14 protein-coding genes are annotated in these 20,768 nt (G+C 61.0%); 6 read left to right on the plus strand and 8 right to left on the minus strand.

Annotated features, from left to right (window positions below):
- The first annotated feature begins 37 nt into the window (after nt 1–37).
- Together FX982_RS01510 and FX982_RS01515 are read left to right on the plus strand one after the other, a co-directional pair.
- Nucleotides 38–595, plus strand: coding sequence for a peptidylprolyl isomerase (locus FX982_RS01510; protein WP_172609382.1), 558 nt, complete (start codon nt 38–40; stop codon nt 593–595).
- Between the two features lie 188 nt (nt 596–783).
- A complete protein-coding gene (locus tag FX982_RS01515; RefSeq protein ID WP_172609383.1) occupies nt 784–2,616 on the plus strand; it encodes an ABC transporter ATP-binding protein in 1,833 nt (610 codons plus the stop codon).
- Between the two features lie 159 nt (nt 2,617–2,775).
- Here FX982_RS01515 and FX982_RS01520 read toward each other — a convergent pair whose 3' ends face one another.
- Complete coding sequence (locus FX982_RS01520) at nt 2,776–3,900, minus strand: GNAT family N-acetyltransferase (RefSeq protein ID WP_172609384.1); 1,125 nt, start codon at nt 3,898–3,900, stop codon at nt 2,776–2,778.
- A gap of 290 nt (nt 3,901–4,190) precedes the next feature.
- Here FX982_RS01520 and FX982_RS01525 point away from each other — a divergent pair, with 290 nt between their 5' ends.
- Entirely contained in the window at nt 4,191–5,510 is a 1,320-nt protein-coding gene (locus FX982_RS01525; protein WP_172609385.1) for a putative porin, read from the plus strand.
- A 294-nt stretch (nt 5,511–5,804) separates the two neighbouring features.
- Here FX982_RS01525 and FX982_RS01530 read toward each other — a convergent pair whose 3' ends face one another.
- The 4 genes from FX982_RS01530 to fadD2 form a co-directional block, all read right to left on the minus strand.
- Nucleotides 5,805–6,926 carry a beta-ketoacyl-ACP synthase III gene (locus FX982_RS01530; protein ID WP_172609386.1) on the minus strand — a complete coding sequence of 374 codons (1,122 nt, stop codon included), beginning with the start codon at nt 6,924–6,926 and terminating at the stop codon, nt 5,805–5,807.
- Nucleotides 6,927–7,153: 227 nt separating this feature from the next.
- On the minus strand, nt 7,154–11,065 hold the full coding sequence (gene hrpA, locus FX982_RS01535; protein ID WP_172609387.1) for an ATP-dependent RNA helicase HrpA: 3,912 nt from the start codon (nt 11,063–11,065) through the stop codon (nt 7,154–7,156).
- A 298-nt stretch (nt 11,066–11,363) separates the two neighbouring features.
- A complete protein-coding gene (gene fadD1 / locus FX982_RS01540; RefSeq protein WP_172609388.1) occupies nt 11,364–13,061 on the minus strand; it encodes a long-chain-fatty-acid--CoA ligase FadD1 in 1,698 nt (565 codons plus the stop codon).
- A gap of 356 nt (nt 13,062–13,417) precedes the next feature.
- On the minus strand, nt 13,418–15,106 hold the full coding sequence (gene fadD2, locus FX982_RS01545; protein WP_172609389.1) for a long-chain-fatty-acid--CoA ligase FadD2: 1,689 nt from the start codon (nt 15,104–15,106) through the stop codon (nt 13,418–13,420).
- Between the two features lie 226 nt (nt 15,107–15,332).
- Here fadD2 and FX982_RS01550 point away from each other — a divergent pair, with 226 nt between their 5' ends.
- Nucleotides 15,333–16,277 carry an alpha/beta hydrolase gene (locus tag FX982_RS01550; protein WP_172609390.1) on the plus strand — a complete coding sequence of 315 codons (945 nt, stop codon included), beginning with the start codon at nt 15,333–15,335 and terminating at the stop codon, nt 16,275–16,277.
- A gap of 40 nt (nt 16,278–16,317) precedes the next feature.
- On the plus strand, nt 16,318–16,788 hold the full coding sequence (locus FX982_RS01555) for a MaoC family dehydratase (RefSeq protein ID WP_172609391.1): 471 nt from the start codon (nt 16,318–16,320) through the stop codon (nt 16,786–16,788).
- Nucleotides 16,789–16,895: 107 nt separating this feature from the next.
- Here FX982_RS01555 and ccoM read toward each other — a convergent pair whose 3' ends face one another.
- From ccoM to FX982_RS01565, 3 genes are all read right to left on the minus strand, one after another.
- Nucleotides 16,896–17,012 (minus strand): cytochrome c oxidase subunit CcoM, encoded by a 117-nt coding sequence (ccoM, locus tag FX982_RS24630; protein ID WP_301952916.1) that lies wholly within the window; start codon nt 17,010–17,012, stop codon nt 16,896–16,898.
- Between the two features lie 125 nt (nt 17,013–17,137).
- Complete coding sequence (locus FX982_RS01560) at nt 17,138–17,299, minus strand: hypothetical protein (RefSeq protein ID WP_166650630.1); 162 nt, start codon at nt 17,297–17,299, stop codon at nt 17,138–17,140.
- Between the two features lie 66 nt (nt 17,300–17,365).
- Nucleotides 17,366–17,713 carry an aspartate-semialdehyde dehydrogenase gene (locus tag FX982_RS01565; protein ID WP_172609392.1) on the minus strand — a complete coding sequence of 116 codons (348 nt, stop codon included), beginning with the start codon at nt 17,711–17,713 and terminating at the stop codon, nt 17,366–17,368.
- 206 nt (nt 17,714–17,919) lie between these two features.
- Between FX982_RS01565 and rapA the strand changes: the two genes are divergently transcribed.
- The gene (gene rapA, locus FX982_RS01570) at nt 17,920–20,766 is read left to right on the plus strand and encodes an RNA polymerase-associated protein RapA (protein WP_172609393.1); all 2,847 of its coding nucleotides are present in this window, start codon (nt 17,920–17,922) and stop codon (nt 20,764–20,766) included.
- Nucleotides 20,767–20,768: the final 2 nt, after the last annotated feature.

The following is a 20,768-nucleotide window of genomic DNA, read 5'->3' on the forward strand; positions in this document are numbered from 1 at the left end:
TTTTTTCGCAGTCGACATCAATTTCAGGACTCTGCCCATGCTGAAGAAAATCGCCCTCTCCGCCGCTGCCGTGTTGTTCGCCGGTAATTTGATGGCCGCTCCGGCGCCTCACGTTGTGCTGACCACCAGCTTCGGCGATGTGGAAATCGAGCTGAACCAGGACAAGGCGCCCCTCAGCACTCAGAACTTCCTCAAGTACGTCGACAGCAGCTTCTACAACAACACCATCTTCCACCGGGTGATCCCGGGCTTCATGGTGCAGGGCGGCGGCTTTACGGCGCAGATGCAACAGAAATCCACCAACGACCCGATCAAGAACGAAGCCGATAACGGCCTGCACAACGTGCGCGGCACTGTCGCGATGGCACGGACCTCGGACGTGAACTCGGCCACCAGCCAGTTCTTCATCAACGTCGTTGACAACGCAATGCTCGACCACGGCGCCCGCGACTACGGTTATGCGGTGTTCGGCAAGGTCGTGAAAGGCATGGACGTCGTTGACCAGATCGTCAACGTGCAGACCGGCAACAAAGGCGGCATGCAGAACGTGCCGGTGGACCCGATCTACATCAAGACGGCCAAGCGCGTGAACTAAGCCTGTCGCAAGGGTAAAAGCCGGGCGCCTGCCCGGCTTTTGCATTTTAGGGGCAAGGCCCGTTGAATCAGCGTGAGCAATCGCGTTTTGCTGTGGTCTGAACCGAAGACTGCTATTGAGCTGCTCTCAAGCCGCTGCCTATCACCCCATTGAAAGGAGAGCCCGCTCAAGCGTGGGCGTCATTGCCAATGCTCTATCGCCGTTTTGAACAGCTGATCGATATTTTCCGCGAAGCCCCTTCCGCCGCCCCGCCCAACACCGTTACATCGTTCTACCTGTATTACCTGCGTCAGGTGTGGCCCAGCTTTGCTGCGCTGCTGGTGGTCGGACTGATCGGCGCGCTGATCGAAGTCTCGCTGTTCAGCTACCTGAGTCGCATCATCGACCTGGCCCAGGGCACGCCCAACCCGAATTTCTTCCAGGAACATGCGTTCGAGCTGACGTGGATGGTCATTGTCGCGCTGGTGCTGCGGCCGATCTTCGTTGCGCTGCACGACTTGCTGGTGCACCAGACCATCAGCCCCGGCATGACCAGCATGATCAACTGGCAGAACCACAGTTACGTGCTCAAGCAGAGCCTGAATTTCTTCCAGAACGACTTCGCCGGTCGCATCGCCCAGCGCATCGTCCAGACCGGCAACGCGCTGCGCGACTCGGCGGTGCAGTCGGTGGACGCGTTGTGGCACGTGCTGATCTATTCGATCAGCGCGCTGGTGCTGTTCGCCGAGGCCGACTGGCGCCTGATGATTCCGCTGCTGAGCTGGATCATCGCGTTCATCCTTGCCCTCCGATACTTCGTGCCACGGGTGAAAGAGCGTTCCGTTATCTCTTCCGATGCGCGTTCCAAACTGATGGGCCGCATCGTCGATGGCTACACCAACATCGCCACGCTCAAGCTGTTTGCCCACACCAATTCGGAGCAGCAGTACGCCCGGGAGGCCATCAGCGAACAAACCGAGAAGACCCAGCTCGCCGGTCGCGTGATCACCGAAATGGATTCCGTGATCACCACGCTCAACGGCATTCTGATCGTCACGACCACGGGCCTGGCGTTGTGGCTGTGGACCCAGTCGATGATTTCCGTGGGTGCGATTGCGCTGGCGACCGGTCTGGCGATTCGGATCGTCAACATGTCCGGCTGGATCATGTGGGTGGTCAACGGCATCTTCGAAAACATCGGCATGGTCCAGGACGGTCTGCAGAGCATCGCGCAACCGGTAGGCATCACCGACCGGGACGCTGCACCGAAGCTGGCCGTCAGCCGTGGTGAAGTGAAATTTGAGAACCTCAACTTCCAGTACGGCAAGGGCAAAGGCGTGATCCACGGCCTGAACCTGGACATCAAGCCGGGCGAGAAAATTGGGTTGATCGGGCCTTCGGGCGCAGGCAAATCGACGTTGGTGAATTTGCTGCTGCGTTTGTACGACGTACAAGGCGGCCGCATCCTGATCGACGATCAGGACATTTCCCACGTCGCTCAGGAAAGCCTGCGTTCGCACATCGGCATGATCACCCAGGACACGTCGCTGCTGCACCGCTCCATCCGGGATAACTTGCTGTACGGCAAACCGGATGCGACGGACGCCGAACTGTGGGAAGCCATGCGCAAGGCCCGCGCCGACGAGTTCATCCCGCTGCTCACGGACTCTGAAGGCCGCACCGGGCTGGATGCCCATGTGGGCGAGCGCGGCGTCAAGCTGTCTGGTGGTCAGCGTCAGCGCATCGCCATCACCCGCGTGCTGCTCAAGGACGCGCCGATCCTGATCATGGACGAAGCGACGTCCGCGCTGGATTCGGAAGTGGAAGCGGCAATTCAGGAGAGTCTGGAAACGCTGATGCAGGGCAAGACGGTGATCGCTATTGCTCACCGGTTGTCGACCATCGCGCGGATGGACCGCCTGATCGTGCTGGAAAACGGCGTGATCGCTGAAAGCGGAAGCCATGGCGAGCTATTGGCCCACAAAGGTTTGTATGCACGGCTGTGGGCGCATCAGACGGGCGGGTTTGTCGGGGTGGATTGACCCTTCAAGAAATAGGCCAGCGGCGGATGTCCCGGGAGGTTCCGATGCCGCCTTGGTGAGCAAGCTCACTCCCACAAGGGTTGAGCTTGCCACGAGACAGCGTTGTCAGGCCGAAGCCGACAAAGCTGTTCACGCTTGATCGGACCCAAACAGATCGAGCTACACCTGCCGATACGGCAACGCCCCGCGCGCCTCGTCGGCATACGCCAGAATCCCCGCCCGTTCCTGAGTCAGGAAATCCGCCACCGCCTCTCTCAACCCCGGATGCGCCAGGTAATGCCACGAGTGGGTGATCACCGGCTCGAAGCCGCGGATCAACTTGTGCTCCCCTTGGGCGCCCGCGTCGAAGCGCTTGAAGCCGTGGGCGATCGCGTACTCCATGCCCTGATAGAAACAGGTCTCGAAGTGCAGCCGATCGAACTCGGCCAGACAGCCCCAGTAGCGTCCGTAAAAACTGTCCCCGCCAATCAGGCTGAACGCCATCGCCACCGGCCGCGAACCCTGCCGTGCCAGCACCACGCGAATCGCGTCGGGCATGCGCTCCGCCACAAGGCTGAAGAATTCCCGCGTGAGGTACGGCGTTTGCCCACGCACTTCGTAGGTATTGGAATAACAGGCGTAGACAAAATCCCAATGCGCCTCGCTCAGCTCGTGCCCTTCGAGCCAGTCGAAATCAAAGCCCTGCCCCGCCACTTGCTCACGCTCCTTGCGCATCTGCTTGCGCTTGCGTGAGCTCAAGGCATCGAGAAAGTCCTGGAAATCCCGATAGCCGCGATTCTGCCAGTGGTACTGGCAGCCAATGCGCTGCAGCCATCCGGGTTGTTCGGCGAGCAAGGCGTCGGCCACCGGATCGGTGAAGTTGACGTGAACGCTGGACAGCTCCTCGCCCTGGGCGTAGCCCGGCAGGCAGGCGAGCAGTTCGCGGCCATCGTCGGGTGTCTTCGCCAGCAGCCGAGGCCCGCTTACCGGGCTGAACGGCACCGCCACCAGCAGCTTGGGGTAATAGGCCAGTCCGGCGCGACGACAGGCGTCCGCCCAGGCGTGATCGAAGACGTATTCGCCGTAAGAGTGCCACTTGCGGTACGCCGGCAGCGCAGCGATCAGCTGCTCGCCCTCGTAATGCAGCAAGTGCTCGGCGCGCCAGCCGGAACCTGGTCCGAGGCTGCCGCTGTCTTCCAGCGAGCTGAGAAACGCATGGCGCAGAAAGGGTGAATCGCCCGGTATCAGGGCGTCCCACTGCTCAGGCGCCAGGTCCGACAGTTTATCCAAACGGTGTAACGACATCTCGCCACTCCTGGTCCAGTCCGGTGGTCGCTAACGTTTGCGCAGTATCACTTATTAACACGGCCTGCACGTGAATTTACGCGATCCGCCGCTCTAGCCCGCGGCTTCGACAAAATTTTCACATGTCATCGACATGACATCACTTCGCCACTGTTTCGTCATAAACGCTGGCAATACTGGCGCCTGTTTTTAGAGCCAGAGGTTCTAAGACTTCCGATTTTTGCCCGCCCGCCTTTGGTCGGTTGATCCCTGGATGATTCGGTCATCCCTTCTCGATTACGGAGATTGATATGCGTCTTGCTTCCACGAAAACTGCGGCAGCCCTGTGTGGTGGTGTGCTGCTGGCCATGAGCGTTCCGGCCAGCGCCGCAGTCGACGCGAAACTGCTCGACATGCTCAAGGCCAACGGCTCGATTTCACCTGCCCAGTACGCCGAGCTGCAAACCGAGCTGACCAAAGACCAACTGGCTCAGCAACAGGCCCAGAAAGCGACGTCCGACCAGATCGCCGCCGCCACCGCTGCCAAGTCCTCCGAACTGTCTGCCTTCGAGCAGAAAGTGGCATGGGCGGCGAAGACACAATTCAAGGGCGACGTTCGCGTTCGGCAAGAGACGGTCAAGATCGACGACCAGAACAACAGCCAGGACAAAAACCGTCAGCGTATCCGTGTGCGCCTCGGTGCCTACAGCGAGATCAACCCGCAGGTCAGCACCGGTATCCGCATCGCCACCGGTGGCGACAACAAGGCTAACTCGACGAACGTTGATCAGAACGACTACTTCACCAAGAAAGACCTGTGGCTGGATCAGGGCTTCATCGATTACCACCCGACCAATATCAAGAACCTGCACGTCATCGGCGGCAAAATGGCTCAGCCATGGGTCAGCGAAGGCGACGTGATCTGGGACAACGACATCAACCCTGAAGGTCTGGCCGCGACTTACAGCCTGCCGATCAACAAAGCGTTCGAGCTGTTCGGCAGCGCCGGTACCTACACCCTCAAGGACAACATCAGCGGCGAAGGTACGCAGTTCAAGAACGACCTGCGCCTGAACGCTGCCCAATTGGGCACACGTGTCGCGATCACCGACAACGTGAAGATGACGGTCGGCGGTTCGGTCTACAACTACGAAAACTCCAATGACTGTAATCCGGCTGCTGCCAGCACCAGCACGACGTTCTGTGGCTTGAGCATCAACGGCAACAACACCACTGACTTCCGTCTGTATGAAGGCTTCGGTCAACTGGACCTGACCGGCTTTGTCGTGCCGGTTGGCCTGTACGGTCAGTACGTGGTCAACAGCGCGACCAACAGCGACGAAGACACCGCCTGGCTGGCCGGTGTGAAAACCAAGGTGTTCGGTTTCGGTCTGGACTACAACTACCGCGATACACAGCGTAACGCTGTGGTGGGTGCCTTCACTGACTCCGACTTCGCCAACGGCACCACCGGTTCGCGCGGTCACAAGCTGGCCATTTCCTACGACATCGACAAGAACTTCGCCGTCGGTGCAACGTATTTCCTGACCAAAGCGGACTTCGCGACCTCTGCGCTGCCGCGTGATCAGGATGCGAATACCCTGCAACTGGACGTGCTGGCGAAGTTTTAAGAAGGGCAGCCATGAGCTGCAAGTTACAAGTTGAAAGCTTCATGCGGCGTGCTGCTGCCGTTTGAAGTCGCTGGACCTCAAGCCCGCCGTTGCCCTGTCGGATCCCCATCATCCGTTCCGACAGAGCAGCGCCGGGCTTTTTTTGTTTGACGTCGCAAATTTGCCAAACGCTGAAGACTACTGTGGGAGTGAGCTTGCTCACGAAGAGACAAGAACATCCGCTACATCTTCAGCGGTTGAAATGCCATCTTCGCGAGCAAGCTCGCTCCCACGGTTTACCGGCAGGCTGTTAGATCACTTCTTGCGCAGAATCACGCTACCAATCGAATAACCCGCGCCGAACGAGCTGAGTACGCCCAGCGCGCCGCTTGGCAAGTCGTCCTGGTGCTCGTGAAAGGCGATCACCGAGCCAGCAGAGCTGGTGTTGGCGTAACGGTCGAGGATCACCGGGGCTTCTTCGACGGTGGCGTCGCGGCCCAGCAGTTTCTTCACGATCAGGTGGTTCATGCTCAGGTTGGCCTGATGCAGCCAGAAGCGTTGCACGTCGCCGACGTTCAACTGGTTCTCGTCCAGGTGTGCAGCCACCAGCTCGGCGACCATCGGGCAAACGTCGCGGAACACCTTACGGCCTTCCTGAACGAACAGCTTGTCCGCCTTGCCTTCGCCCTCTTCCGCCGCGCGGTTGAGGAAACCGAAGTTGTTGCGGATGTTATTGGAGAACGTCGTCAGCAGCTTGGTGCCGACGATGTCGAACTGGTGCGGCGAGGTTGCCAGATCAGCACGCTCAACCACCACCGCCGTGGCCGCATCGCCGAAGATGAAGTGGCTGTCACGGTCGCGGAAATTGAGGTGAGCGGTGCAGATTTCAGGGCTGATGACCAACAGCGCGCGGGCCTGGCCCAGCTTGACGCTGTTGCACGCCGTCTGAATGCCGAACGTGGCCGATGAGCACGCCACGTTCATGTCAAAGCCGAAGCCCTGAACGCCCAGCGCCGCCTGGATTTCGATGGAGATCGCCGGGTAAGCACGTTGCAGGTTTGAGCAGGCGACGATCACGCCGTCGATGTCGGCCGCGGTCTTGCCGGCACGCTGGAGGGCCTGTTTGGCCGCGGCAACGCCCATCTCGCAGAGAATCGACCATTCGTCATTCGAACGCTCGGGCAGGCGAGGCTTCATGCGCTGGGGGTCGAGAATGCCGTCCTTGTCCATCACGTAACGGCTTTTGATGCCGCTGGCTTTCTCGATGAACGCCGCGTTGGATTCCGTCAGTGCCTGAATCTCGCCCGCGTCGATCGCGGCGGCATTTTCGGCGTTGAACTGGGCAACGTAGCTATTGAAAGACTGCACCAGCTCATCGTTGGAAATACTGTTGGCGGGGGTGAAAAGCCCGGTGCCACTGATCACGACTTCGTACACGGTCGTTCCTCTCGAGATAAAAGCAGCTCATTGACGGCAGCAGTTGAACAGCCAGCACAAGCAGGGCGTCGGTGGTTCTGGGACGAAAGTCCCAATGCAACGAGGCAGCAACCCGCTTGGCGGACGACGTATGTTTATGACGCTATGAAGTTTAGCCGCGAAGTTTGCCATAACGGCCGCCATTTCGCGCTATCGGGTAATGTAATCGGGACTGCGGGCCGAGGGGATCACCCCTCGACCTGGCTCCATTGCTTGTTCAGCCGCTTGTCCGAGATCGGCACTTTGGTCCCCAACTGCTGGGCAAACAGCGACACGCGGTATTCCTCCAGCCACCAGCGATACACCACCAGCTCCGGGTCGCGCTTGCCTTCCTGGGCATGTTTGTCGGCGCGGGTCTGGTACTGCGCCCAGAGATTGCCCAGTTCGATGCTCCAGACCCGGTCCTTCTGCGCCTGGCTACCGAGTTTCTCGAGGCGCATTTCGATGGCCTTGAGGTAACGCGGCAGTTCCTTGAGCCACACCGCCGGCGTCTCACGGACGAAACCGGGATAAACCAGCTTGCTTAGCTGGCCCTTGATGTCGTTCAGCGCCACGGCCTGGGCCAGATCGATCTTGCCCTTGAAGCGCTTTTGCAGGCCGTGCCAGAGCTTGAGGATTTCCAGCGTCAGCTTCGCCAGCCGCTCGGCATGTTCGGTCAGACCGCCACGCTTGCGCTCGGCCAGGGACAACAGGCCGGCACCGTCTCGCGGCAAGGTCGCTTCGCCCTCAAGAATGCAGCTGTCGAGGCTCGCCAGCAGAATGTCTTCGATCAGCCCATCGACCCGACCCAGATCGCGATACAGCAAAGCCAGTTCGGTTTGGCCCGGCAGCTTGCTGCGCAGGAACTTGGTCGGCTCGGCCAGTTGCTGCAACAACAGCCGTTGCAGGGCTCGACGGTGCTGGTATTCAGCCTCGGCCTGGGTCGAGAAACGCCCTTCCTTGACCGCACCGCCCTCTTCCACCAGCGCCGGGTACACCGTCATCGACAACCCGGCGATCTTTTGTTGAGTCTTCTCGGCCACCTTTGCGAAGCCCTTGGCCTCAACCGGCTGCTGCCCCTTGGCCGATTGCGGCACTGCCAACGCGGCTTGTCCGGCCTCGGCGAAACGGGCGGTCAGCTCATCCAGCTCACGGCCTTCACCGAGGAACTTGCCGTTGGCATCGACCACTTCAAGGTTCATTTTCAGGTGGCTTTCTACCTGCTGCGCCGCCTCGGCCCAGGCTTCGTCAGTCACCCGCACGCCGGTCATGCGCAACAACTCGCGGCCCAGTGCCTGGGGCAGCGAGCCTTCGGCGAAGACCATGCGCTGCAACGCGGCTTTGACGAAGTCCGGCACCGGCACGAAATTCTTGCGCAGCGCCTTGGGCAGATTGCGCACCAGCGCCACGCACTTGGTCTCCAGCAGCCCGGGCACCAGCCATTCCAGGCGCTCGGCCGGCAACGACAGCAACAGCGGCGCCGGCACCCGCAGGGTCACGCCGTCACGCGGATGGTTGGGCTCGAAGTGATAGGTCAGCGACAGGGTCAGTTCGCCCAGACGCAAAGTGTCCGGGTACTGATTGGCCGTGACCTCGCTGGCTTCGCGGGCGAGCACATCTCCCTCGCGCATGATCAACAGCTGCGGGTTCTTCTGGCTCTCCATCCGGTACCAGGCGTCGAACGTCGCGGTCTGGTGAATATCCGCCGGCAAGCGTTCGTCGTAATAGCGATACAGGGTTTCTTCATCAGCCAGGATGTCGCGGCGCCGCGCCTTGGCCTCCAGTTCGTCGAGCTGTTCCAGCAGCTTGGTGTTGGCGGCGAGGCATTTGGCCCGGGACTGGATCTCACCGCGCACCAGCCCTTCGCGAATGAAGAACTCGCGGGACACCACCGGGTCGATCGGCCCGAAATGCACCGGCCGACGCCCCACGACGATGAGGCCGAACAGCGTGATCTGCTCGAAGGCGACGACCTGGCCGCGCTTCTTTTCCCAATGGGGTTCGAAGTGGTTTTTCTTGATCAGGTGCCCGGCGAGGGGTTCGATCCAGTCAGGCTCGATCTTCGCCACCATGCGCGCATACAGCTTGGTGGTTTCCACCAGCTCGGCAGCCATGATCCATTGCGGGCGCTTGCGGCCCAGCCCCGATGACGGATGCACCCAGAACCGCCGCTGACGGGCGCCCATGTAATCGCCGTCTTCGGTCTTCTGACCGATCTGGCTGAGCAGGCCCGAGAGCACTGCCTTGTGGAATTTCGGAAAATCGGCCGGCTCTTTGTTGACCGTCAGTTGAAGGTCGCGACAGATCAAACTCAATTGGCGATGGGAGTCACGCCATTCTCGCAGGCGCAGGTAATTGAGGAAGTTGCGCCGGCACCAGTTGCGCAGCGGACTGGCGGTTAGGGCCTGGCGCTGTTCTTCGAAACCACGCCACAAATTGACCAGACCGGCGAAGTCGGAGTCCTGATCTTTCCACTGCGCGTGGGCTTGGTCGGCGGCCTGCTGTCGCTCCGGCGGCCGCTCGCGCGGGTCCTGAATCGACATGGCGCTGGCGACAATCAACACTTCCTGCAAGCTGCCTTGCTTCGCCGCTTCCAGCAACATACGGCCCATGCGCGGGTCCACCGGCAGGCGCGCCAGTTGCCGGCCCATCGGTGTCAGATTGTTCTCGCGGTCAACCGCCGACAGCTCTTGCAACAGGTTGAAACCGTCGCTGATTGCCTTGCCGTCCGGCGGCTCGATGAACGGGAAATCGGTGATCTGGCCCAGTCGCAGGTGGAGCATCTGCAGGATGACCGCCGCGAGGTTGGTGCGCAGAATTTCCGGATCAGTGAATTCAGGCCGCGAGAGAAAATCCTCTTCGCTGTACAGGCGCACGCACAGGCCCGGCTCGACTCGGCCGCAACGGCCCTTGCGCTGGTTGGCGCTGGCCTGGGAGATCGCTTCGATGGGCAGGCGCTGCACTTTGGCGCGGTAGCTGTAGCGGCTGATGCGCGCGGTGCCGGTGTCGATGACGTAGCGGATGCCCGGCACGGTCAGCGAGGTCTCCGCGACGTTGGTCGCCAGCACCACGCGACGGCCCGGGTGGGACTGGAAGATTCGTTGCTGTTCGGCCGGCGACAAACGCGCGTACAGCGGCAGGATTTCGGTGTGTTTGAGTTGCGCCTTGCGCAGCATTTCAGCGGCGTCACGGATTTCCCGCTCGCCGGGCAGAAACACCAGCACATCCCCGGGGGACTTGCGCTCGCTGCGTTCGAAGGCCGCCAGTTCGTCCAGCGCGGCAAGAATCGCCTGATCGACCGTCAGGTCTTCCTCGACGCTGTTGCCCTCTTCGTCCTGCTGCGCAGTCATCGGCCGGTACCAGGTCTCCACCGGGAAAGTCCGGCCCGAGACTTCGATGACCGGCGCTTTGTCGAAATGCTCGGAGAAGCGCTCAAGGTCGATAGTCGCCGAGGTGATGATGACTTTCAGATCCGGGCGACGGGGCAGCAGGGTTTTCAGGTAACCGAGCAGGAAGTCGATGTTCAGGCTGCGTTCGTGGGCTTCGTCGACGATGATCGTGTCGTAGCGCTCAAGAAAGCGGTCGTGCTGGGTTTCGGCGAGCAGGATGCCGTCGGTCATCAGCTTGATCAGGGTGTTTTCGTCGCTCTGATCTTCGAAGCGCACCTGATAACCCACCAGCCCGCCCAGCGGCGTGCCGATTTCCTCGGCGACCCGGCTGCCGACGCTGCGTGCTGCGATTCGACGCGGCTGGGTGTGGCCGATCAGGCCGTGCTGACCGCGACCGATTTCCAGACAGATTTTTGGCAGCTGCGTGGTTTTGCCCGAGCCGGTTTCGCCGGCGATGATCAAGACCTGATGTTCAAGAATCGCTTTCTTGATCTCGTCACGCTTGGCGGCGATCGGCAGGTTTTCGTCGTAGCGCATGGCGGGTACGCTTTGCGCGCGACTGACTACACGGGCACACGATGCCTGCACGCGCTCGACCCACTGCGCCAGCTTCGTCTCGTCCGGTTTCTTGCGCAGCTCATGCAATTGCCGGCGCAAGCGATGACGATCGCTGATCATCGCGTGGTCGAGATTTTTGAAGAGTTGGTCGATGGAGGTCGAATCGTCGGTCATCAGGGCGCGGAATCTTTCTATCTGAATGCAGGGCGCGGATTGTCGCAGATTTGGTGGGGCGGAGGCAGGTCTGCGGCTCAAAGCTGTTTGTGGGCGTGGATTCATTCACTGAACGGCACCGCAACCCTGTAGGAGCCGGCTTGCTGGCGAACGCGGAGCGTGAGAAACAAAGATGTGACTGAGCCGATGGGTTCGCCAGCAAGCCGGCTCCTACGGATTTGAGCATGGCATCAATCGCGTGTAAGCCTCGAACAACAAACCCCGCACGCTGGCGGGGTCTGTGGTTGTCAGGGCTGACTTAGGCGGGCTTTTTCAGTGCCAGTCTTTTCAGTTCTTCGTCGCGCAGTTCGCGGCGCAGGATCTTGCCGACGTTGGTGGTCGGCAGCGCGTCGCGGAATTCCACGCTGCGCGGCACTTTGTAAGCGGTGACGTTGGCGCGCATGTGCTCCATGACCTGATCCTTGCTCAGGGTCGTACCCGGTTTGCACACCACGAACAGTTTGATCGCCTCGCCGGATTTCTCGTCCGGGATGCCGATGGCCGCGCACTGCAGCACGCCCGGCAAGGTTGCCAGCACGTCTTCCAGTTCGTTCGGGTACACGTTGAAGCCGGAGACCAGAATCATGTCTTTCTTGCGATCAACAATGCGCATGTAGCCATCCGGCTGGATGATCGCGATGTCGCCGGTCTTCAACCAACCGTCGGCATCCAGCATGTCGTCGGTGGCGGCCTGGTTTTGCCAGTAGCCCTTCATCACCTGCGGGCCCTTGATGCACAGCTCGCCCACTTCGCCCAACGGCAGCTCTTCGCCAGCGTCATTGATGGTCTTGCACAGCGTCGAGGGCACGGGAATGCCGATGGTGCCCATCTGGATCTTCTGGAACGGGTTCACCGACGCCACCGGGCTGGTCTCGGTCATGCCGTAACCCTCGCAGATCGAGCAGCCGGTCACTTCTTTCCAGCGCTCGGCGGCAGCGGTTTGCAGGGCCATGCCGCCTGACAGGGTGAGCTTCAGTGAAGAGAAATCCAGGTGGCGGAAGTCGGCGTTATTGCACAGCGCGACGAACAGCGTGTTGAGCCCGACAAAACCGGAAAACCTCCACTTCGACAGCTCTTTCACCATCGCCGACAGATCACGCGGGTTGCTGATCAGCACGTTGTGGTTGCCACTCAGCATCATCGCCATGCAGTGAAAGGTGAACGCATAGATGTGATACAGCGGCAACGGCGTGATCAGCACCTCGGTGCCTTCATTGAGGTTGGCCGCCATCAGCGCCCGACACTGCAGCATGTTGGCGATCAGGTTGCGGTGGGTGAGCATCGCCCCTTTGGCCACGCCCGTGGTGCCACCGGTGTATTGCAGCACCGCGACATCGTCGCCGTTCGGCGAAACATCCTGCACCCGCTGACCGCGACCCTTGGCCAGCACGTCGTTGAATTTCACCGCCTTGGGCAGGTGAAACGGCGGGACCATCTTCTTCACGTACTTGATGACGCTGTTGACCAGCAGGCGCTTGAGCGGCGGCAGCAGGTCGGCGACTTCGGTGACGATGATGTGCTTGACGCCGGTCTTGGGCACGACCTTTTCGGCCAGGTGCGCCATGTTCGCCAGGCAGACCAGCGCCTTGGCGCCGGAGTCGTTGAATTGGTGTTCCATCTCCCGCGCGGTGTACAGCGGGTTGGTGTTGACCACGATGAGCCCGGCACGAATGGCGCCGAACACCGCGACCGGGTACTGCAGCACGTTGGGCAGCTGCACGGCGATGCGGTCGCCGGGTTGCAGGTCGGTGTGCTGTTGCAGATACGCAGCGAATGCACCGGACAGCGCGTACATTTCGCCGTAGGTGAGGGTCTTGCCCAGGTTGCTGAACGCAGGTTTGTTGGCGAAACGCTCGCAGGACTGTTTCAATACGGCCTGTACGTTCGGATACTGATCCGGATCGATATCGGCGGCGATACCTGTCGGATACTTATCCTTCCAGAAGTTTTCGAGCATAAAAGCCGACTCCTCAGCGACAGCGTTTCTACACACCGCTTGGTGCGATGATTTCTTGTGTTTGGAATTGTGTAGTCACTGCTTTTTGTTGGCCGATGGCACAAAAAGCGGGGCGAGCGTATCAGCTTTGCCAAAGGCCGCCTAGAGCCAAAAGCGGGCTCTCCAGTCACATCGATGACTCTTGAATAGGCCACGGTCACGTTTAGAGCAATGAACCTAAATGTCGGAAATGCCTTACGTCGATGTTTATTTACGCGTTCCGATTTAATCCAGCAGCAAGTTACCAGGCAAAAAAAACGGCGTGATCGACACGCCGTTTTTCCGGGGTTGGAAGCTGATGAGCAATCGCCGCAGGATCAGGCGATATCCCGCAGCTCCCGCCGCAGGATTTTTCCTACCGGCGTCATCGGCAAGGATTCACGCAGCACAATCAGCTTGGGAATCTTGTAGCCGGTGAAGTTCTCCTTGCAGTATGCCTTCAACTCCTCGCTGGTCAGCGTTGCATCCCTTGGCACCACGAACAGCTTCACAGCTTCGCCCGAACGGTCGTCGGGAACGCCGATCACCGCACAGTTCGCCACTTTCGGATGCCGTGAAACCACGTCCTCGATCTCGTTCGGGTAGACATTGAAGCCCGAGACGATGATCAGGTCCTTTTTGCGATCGACAATGCGGATGAACCCGTCCGGGTCGATCACCGCAACGTCGCCGGTTTTCAGCCAGCCTTCGCTGTCCAGCACTTCGGCGGTGGCCTCTGGCTTGTTCCAGTAACCGAGCATGATCTGCGGCCCCTTGAGGCACAGCTCGCCGCGCTCACCCACGGGCAGTTCAGCCCCGTCGTCGCTGATGACCTTCGCCGTGGTGCCCGGCACCGGCATGCCCACCGTGCCCAGCCTGGACTGATTGCCATAGGGGTTGGCGGTGGCGACGGGAGAGGTTTCGGTCAGGCCATAGCCTTCGACGATCGGGCAGCCGGTCAGCTCCAGCCAGCGTTCGGCCGTGGCTTTTACCAGCGCGGTGCCGCCGGAGTTGGTCAGACGCAGGGTGGAGAAATCCAGGTGCTTGAATTCGGGATGATCCATGAGGGCCACGAACAGCGTGTTGAGGCCGAGCATCGCCGAGAACTTCCACTTCTTCAGTTCCTTGATGAAGCCGCCGATGTCTCGCGGGTTGGTGATCAGCAGGTTGTGATTGCCGCTGACCATCATGCACATGCAATTACAGGTGAACGCATAGATGTGATAAAGCGGCAGCGGCGCCACCATGATCTCGCTGCCCTGCTTGAAGATCGGCTGCCCGTCCGGCCCGTGCTGCAGCATGCAGGCATAGACCTGCTGCATGTTGGCGACCAGATTGCCGTGGGTCAGCATCGCGCCTTTCGGCGAACCGGTGGTGCCACCGGTGTATTGCAGGACGGCGACATCATCCAGGGCCAGCGGCACGGGTTGCAAACGATCACCCTTGCCGAGCTTGAGCACACGTTTGAACGCAATCGCCTGGGGCAAGTGGTACGCGGGCACCAGCTTCTTGAGCTTTTCCACCGCTGTGTTGATCAGCCAGCCCTTGGCCGCCGACTGCATGTCGCCCATCTTCACTTCGATGAGGTATTCAATGTCGGTGTCCGGCAGCACTTCCTGCACGTTCTTGCCGAAGACGTTGAGGTAGACCAGTGCGCGCGCGCCGGAATCCTTGAACTGATGGCGCATTTCCCGGGCGGTGTACAGCGGGTTGGTGTTGACGACGATGAGGCCGGCGCGCATGGCACCGAACACGGCGATCGGGTACTGGATCAGGTTGGGCATCTGCACGGCGATGCGGTCGCCGGGGTTGAGGTCGGTCTGCTGTTGCAGGTAACCGGCGAACGCTGCTGAATGGCGGTCAAGCTCTGCGTAGCTCAGGGTGACGCCCATGTTGCTGTAAGCCGGCCGGTCGGCGTATTGGCGGCAACTGCGCTCAAAGACCTCGACCACCGATGTGTACGCCTGAAGGTCCACCTCAGAAAGAACGCCAGCGGGGCGCTTGTCGTTCCAGAAGTCAGGTTGCATGTTGTTTTTATCCTCTTACCTGAGTGTGCTGGCCCCGTGGAATTTAAACGGGCGTTTGCCGGACGTTAGCAGCTATGGCATAGAAGGCAAATAGTCGTCGGCACGTCATCACCGGTGTGAATCTTGCCGGTAACCAGCCTGCCATCCGGCTACCGCTATACACTCAAGCGAAGCGCTCGCCACTGCGTTTTTTGAGACAACTTTTTACAGGGGCCAGGGAACCGCGATGGAACACGAAGCTTTTTGGCTGGACGCTCAAGATCACAGTCGCCTCTATGTGCATGCCTGGAGGCCGATGGGCAATGCCCGGGCGGTGATCCTGCTGTCCCACGGCATGGCTGAGCACGGCGGGCGCTATGACAGACTGGGCAAGGCGCTGACACCGGCCGGCTTCGCTCTGTATGCCGCCGATCAACGTGGCCACGGCCATTCCGCTTCCTATGGCACCCTGGGTCATTACGCCGATCAGGACGGCTGGAACAAAGTGGTCGGCGACCTGGCTACGCTCAAAGCGTCGATTGCAGTGCGTCATCCGGGGGTGCCGGTGTTCCTGCTGGGTCACAGCATGGGCAGTTATATCGCCCAGGGGTATTTGCTGCACCACAGCGCCAGTTTGCAGGGTGCGATCCTCAGCGGCTCGAACTACCATCCCGTCACCTTTTATCGCTCGGCGGCGCTGGTCGCCCGCATTGAACGCTGGCGGCAAGGGCCAACAGGGCGCAGCGCGTTGATCGAGCACCTGTCGTTCGGCGCGTTCAACAAACGCTTCAAACCTGCCCGCACCTGCTACGACTGGCTCAACCGTGACCCGGCCGAGGTCGACGCCTACAGCAACGACCCGCTGTGCGGCTTTCGTTGCACCAATCAGTTGTGGATGGACCTGCTCGGCGGCCTGCAACAGATCAGCAAGCGTTCGAACCTGGCGCAGATCGATCCCGGACTGCCGATCCTGATTATCGGTGGCGAATGTGATCCGGTGAGCGATGGCAAGCGTCTCACGCATCTGGCCGACGCTCTGAGCGGCACCGACCACCCGTTTGTTACGCTGAAGGTCTATCCGCAGGCGCGTCACGAGATCCTCATCGAGACCAACCGTGAAGAGGTCACCCGGGATCTGCTCGCCTGGATGGAACAGGCGCTGAAGCAGCCCAGGCCGCGCCGCAGCGAATGACGTCAGTGGTTCACCTTTCCTAACTGTCACAGGACACCCCATGACCCAAGTCACCAACACGCCGTACGAAGCCCTTGAACTCGGCCAGACCGCCAGCTACAGCAAAACCGTCGAAGAGCGTCACATCCAGCTGTTCGCCGAGATGTCAGGCGACCGCAACCCGGTGCACCTGGACGCCGAGTTCGCGGCCAAGAGCATGTTCAAGGATCGCATCGCCCACGGCATGTTCAGCGGCGCTTTGATCAGCGCGGCGGTGGCTTGCGAACTGCCTGGCCCGGGCACGATTTACCTGGGCCAGCAGATGACCTTTCAGAAGCCGGTGAAGATCGGCGACACCTTGACCGTGCGCCTGGAAATCCTCGAGAAACTGCCGAAGTTCCGCGTACGCATCGCCACTCGCGTCTTCAATCAGAACGATGAACTGGTGGTGGACGGCGAGGCCGAAATCCTTGCGCCACGCAAACTGCAGACCGTGAGCCTGGCCGAGCTGCCGCCCATTACCGTGGGTTGAGTCGACTCTCACCAAAGATGACCCCGCCGCAAATGAGCAAACAGCACGCAAAAAAAATGGGCAACCGAAGTTGCCCAAAATGCCTTGCGTGCTCTTTTATAGAAAACTCAGCGTCTGCCGCGCCGGGGTGAGTCTTTCCAGATGACCAGTCCGACACTTGAATAAATCACCATCATCAGCCCCACCGTCATGACGCCGGCTATCACTGCGTGGTCGAGAAACATGCGCGTGCCTTCTGCCTAAGCCTTTGATGGGCGCAGAGTAATCAGTGGGGTGGCGGGAGGGATTGACTCAGGTCAATGCCGGCGTGAATAAGCAGCCGGCAGACGGGGATGAACGAAAGGCGGGGTCAACGTTTTTTCGGTTTGCTCTTGGCTTTCTTCTTGCCCTTGCCCAGCGGCATGGCCTGCTCGAACGCGCTTCGCACTTCGTTCAGCCGTTTGTCATTGAGGTCGTGAACACGCTTGGCACGTTCGGCGCTCAGGTCTACCAGTTTTTCGTCATCGCTCATGGCGTATCGCTCGTGAATGCCCGTTGCCGCCAATAATGCGCAATCGGAGCGGCGCTGACCAGCGCCTCAGACTTTCAGGTCGACCCATAAACCCTGGCGCGGCTCGTCGTCGATGATCGGCACCACCGGCACGGTGTCGTCGGCATTGAGGAAATCCCCGGGGATGGCCGGGCCTTCTTCGAGATCGGGATGGCGGTCAGCCACGCGCCGGTCACTGCGGCGGCGTTGGTGGCGACGTTGCTCTTTGCGCAACAGCAATTCGGCCTGCTCGCGGTCACGTTCGCCCATGTCGATGTTGGTTTCGCTCGAACTTTTTTGAATCGGCGTTACCGGCGGGATGTCCGGGGTGGGTTTGACCGGGTCCAGCTGCGAAGTCACGGGGGCCGCGCTCAGTGGGATCAGCGGTGGCAGCATGGTAATGGTCTCCTGTTATCAAGCTGTCGGCTGACGGTTCGTCGACTTGAGCCGATTCAAGCGCGAGTTTCGACTATGTTTTTCGCAGCAAGTGCCCGCCTCAGGCGCGCCACCCACTCTATCCGGGCGTTTTTACAATGTGGCTTTGGCCTGGGCGCCTTGTTCCGTTAACATAGTCGGCTTTTTCAAGGCGGGAGTCAGGCAGCATGGCGCAGCAGTATCAACCGGGGCAACGCTGGATTAGCGACAGCGAAGCCGAGCTGGGTTTGGGCACCGTTCTGGCTCAGGACGGCCGCTTGCTGACCGTGCTCTATCCGGCCACTGGCGACACGCGCCAGTATGCTTTGCGCAATGCGCCGCTGACGCGCGTGCGCTTCTCGCCGGGTGACACCATCACCCACTTCGAAAACTGGAAGATGACCGTCCGCGAAGTCGACGACGTCGACGGCCTGCTGGTTTACCACGGCCTCAACGCGCAGAACCAGCCGGTGACGCTGCCGGAAACCCAGCTGTCGAACTTCATTCAGTTCCGCCTGGCCACCGACCGCCTGTTTGCCGGGCAGATCGATCCCCTGCCGTGGTTCTCCCTGCGTTATCACACCCTCGAACACACCAGCCGCCAGCTGCAATCCTCGCTGTGGGGCCTGGGCGGTGTGCGCGCGCAACCGATCGCGCACCAGTTGCACATCGCTCGCGAAGTCGCTGACCGTATCGCGCCGCGCGTATTGCTGGCGGACGAAGTGGGGCTGGGTAAAACCATCGAAGCCGGTCTGGTCATCCACCGCCAGCTGCTGTCGGGTCGCGCCAACCGCGTGCTGATCCTGGTGCCGGAAAACCTGCAGCACCAGTGGCTGGTGGAAATGCGCCGCCGCTTCAACCTGCAGGTCGCGCTGTTCGACGCCGAACGCTTCATCGAGAGCGATGCCAGCAACCCGTTCGAAGACACGCAACTGGCGCTGGTGTCGCTGGAATGGCTGGTCGAAGACGAGAAGGCCCAGGACGCACTATTCGCGGCGGGCTGGGACCTGCTGGTGGTCGACGAGGCCCACCACCTGGTCTGGCACGAAGAAAAGGCCAGCCGCGAATACTCGCTGGTCGAGCAACTGGCCGAAGTCATTCCCGGCGTGCTGCTGCTGACCGCAACGCCCGAGCAGCTCGGCCAGGACAGCCACTTCGCCCGTCTGCGCCTGCTGGACCCGAACCGTTTTCACGACCTGCACGCCTTCCGCGCCGAGAGCGAAAACTATCGCCCGGTGGCCGAGGCCGTTCAGGAACTCCTGGACAAAGGCACGCTGTCGCCCAAGGCCAACGGGACCATCCGTGGTTTCCTCGGCGCCGAAGCCGAGGCGCTGCTGACCGCTGTGGCCGCCGGCGACGCCGAAGCCAGTGCCCGCCTGATCCGCGAACTGCTTGACCGTCACGGCACCGGCCGCGTGCTGTTCCGCAACACCCGCGCCGCCGTGCAAGGGTTCCCGGAGCGCAAACTGCACCCTTATCCCCTGCCCTGCCCGGCCGAATACCTGGAGCTGCCGATTGGCGAACACGCCGACCTGTACCCGGAAGTCAGCTTCCAGGCCAACGGCGAGAGCACTGAGGAAGAACGCTGGTGGCGCTTCGATCCGCGCGTTGACTGGCTGATCGACACCCTGAAAATGCTCAAGCGCGTGAAGGTGCTGGTCATCTGCGCCCACGCCGAAACCGCGATGGACCTGGAAGACGCCCTGCGCGTGCGTTCAGGCATCCCGGCGACAGTCTTCCACGAAGGCATGAACATCCTTGAGCGCGACCGCGCGGCAGCCTACTTCGCCGACGAAGAGTTCGGCGCCCAGGTACTGATCTGCTCGGAAATCGGCAGTGAAGGCCGCAACTTCCAGTTCTCCCATCATCTGGTGCTGTTCGACCTGCCTGCGCACCCGGACCTGCTGGAGCAGCGTATTGGCCGTCTGGACCGGATCGGCCAGAAGCACATCATCGAGCTGCACGTGCCGTATCTGGAAACCAGCCCGCAAGAGCGGCTGTTCCAGTGGTATCACGAAGCGCTCAACGCATTCCTCAACACCTGCCCGACCGGCAACGCGCTGCAACATACGTTCGGTCCGCGCCTGTTGCCGCAGCTGGATGGCGGTGACGAGGATGACTGGCAGGCCCTGGTGACCGAGGCCCGCACTGAGCGCGAGCGTCTGGAGAGTGAACTGCACACCGGCCGCGACCGTCTGCTGGAGCTGAATTCCGGCGGCGCGGGCGAAGGCGAGGCGCTGGTGGAAGCCATCCTTGAGCAGGACGATCAGTTCACCCTGCCGATCTACATGGAAACCCTGTTCGACGCGTTCGGTATCGACAGCGAGGATCACTCGGAGAACGCGCTGATCCTGCGGCCGAGCGAGAAGATGCTCGACGCCAGCTTTCCGCTGGGCGACGACGAAGGCGTGACCATCACCTACGACCGTAATCAGGCGCTGGCCCGCGAGGACATGCAGTTCATTACCTGGGAACACCCGATGGTGCAGGGCGGCATGGATCTGGTGCTGTCCGGCTCGATGGGCAACACCGCCGTGGCGCTGATCAAAAACAAGGCGCTGAAGCCCGGCACCGTGTTGCTGGAATTGCTCTACGTCAGCGAAGTAGTCGCGCCGCGCTCGCTGCAACTGGGCCGCTACCTGCCGCCGGCCGCGCTTCGTTGCCTGCTGGACGGCAACGGCAACGACCTGTCGGGCCGCGTGTCCTTCACCACCCTGAACGATCAGCTGGAGAGCGTGCCCCGGGCCAGCGCCAACAAGTTCATTCAGGCCCAGCGCGACGTGCTCAACCCGCAGATCAACGCCGCCGAAAGCAAGATCGCGCCGAAGCACGCTGAACGTGTGGCGGAAGCCCAGCGACGTCTCGCGGCAGACACCGAAGAAGAGCTGGCGCGTTTGACCGCGTTGCAAGCGGTCAACCCGACCGTGCGCGACGGCGAACTGGCGGCGTTGCGCGAACAACGTGAGCAAGGCCTGGCCATGCTGGAAAAAGCCGCGCTGCGCCTGGAAGCCATTCGGGTGCTTGTCGCCGGCTAAAC

The organism is Pseudomonas graminis (assembly GCF_013201545.1).
Classification (GTDB): domain Bacteria; phylum Pseudomonadota; class Gammaproteobacteria; order Pseudomonadales; family Pseudomonadaceae; genus Aquipseudomonas.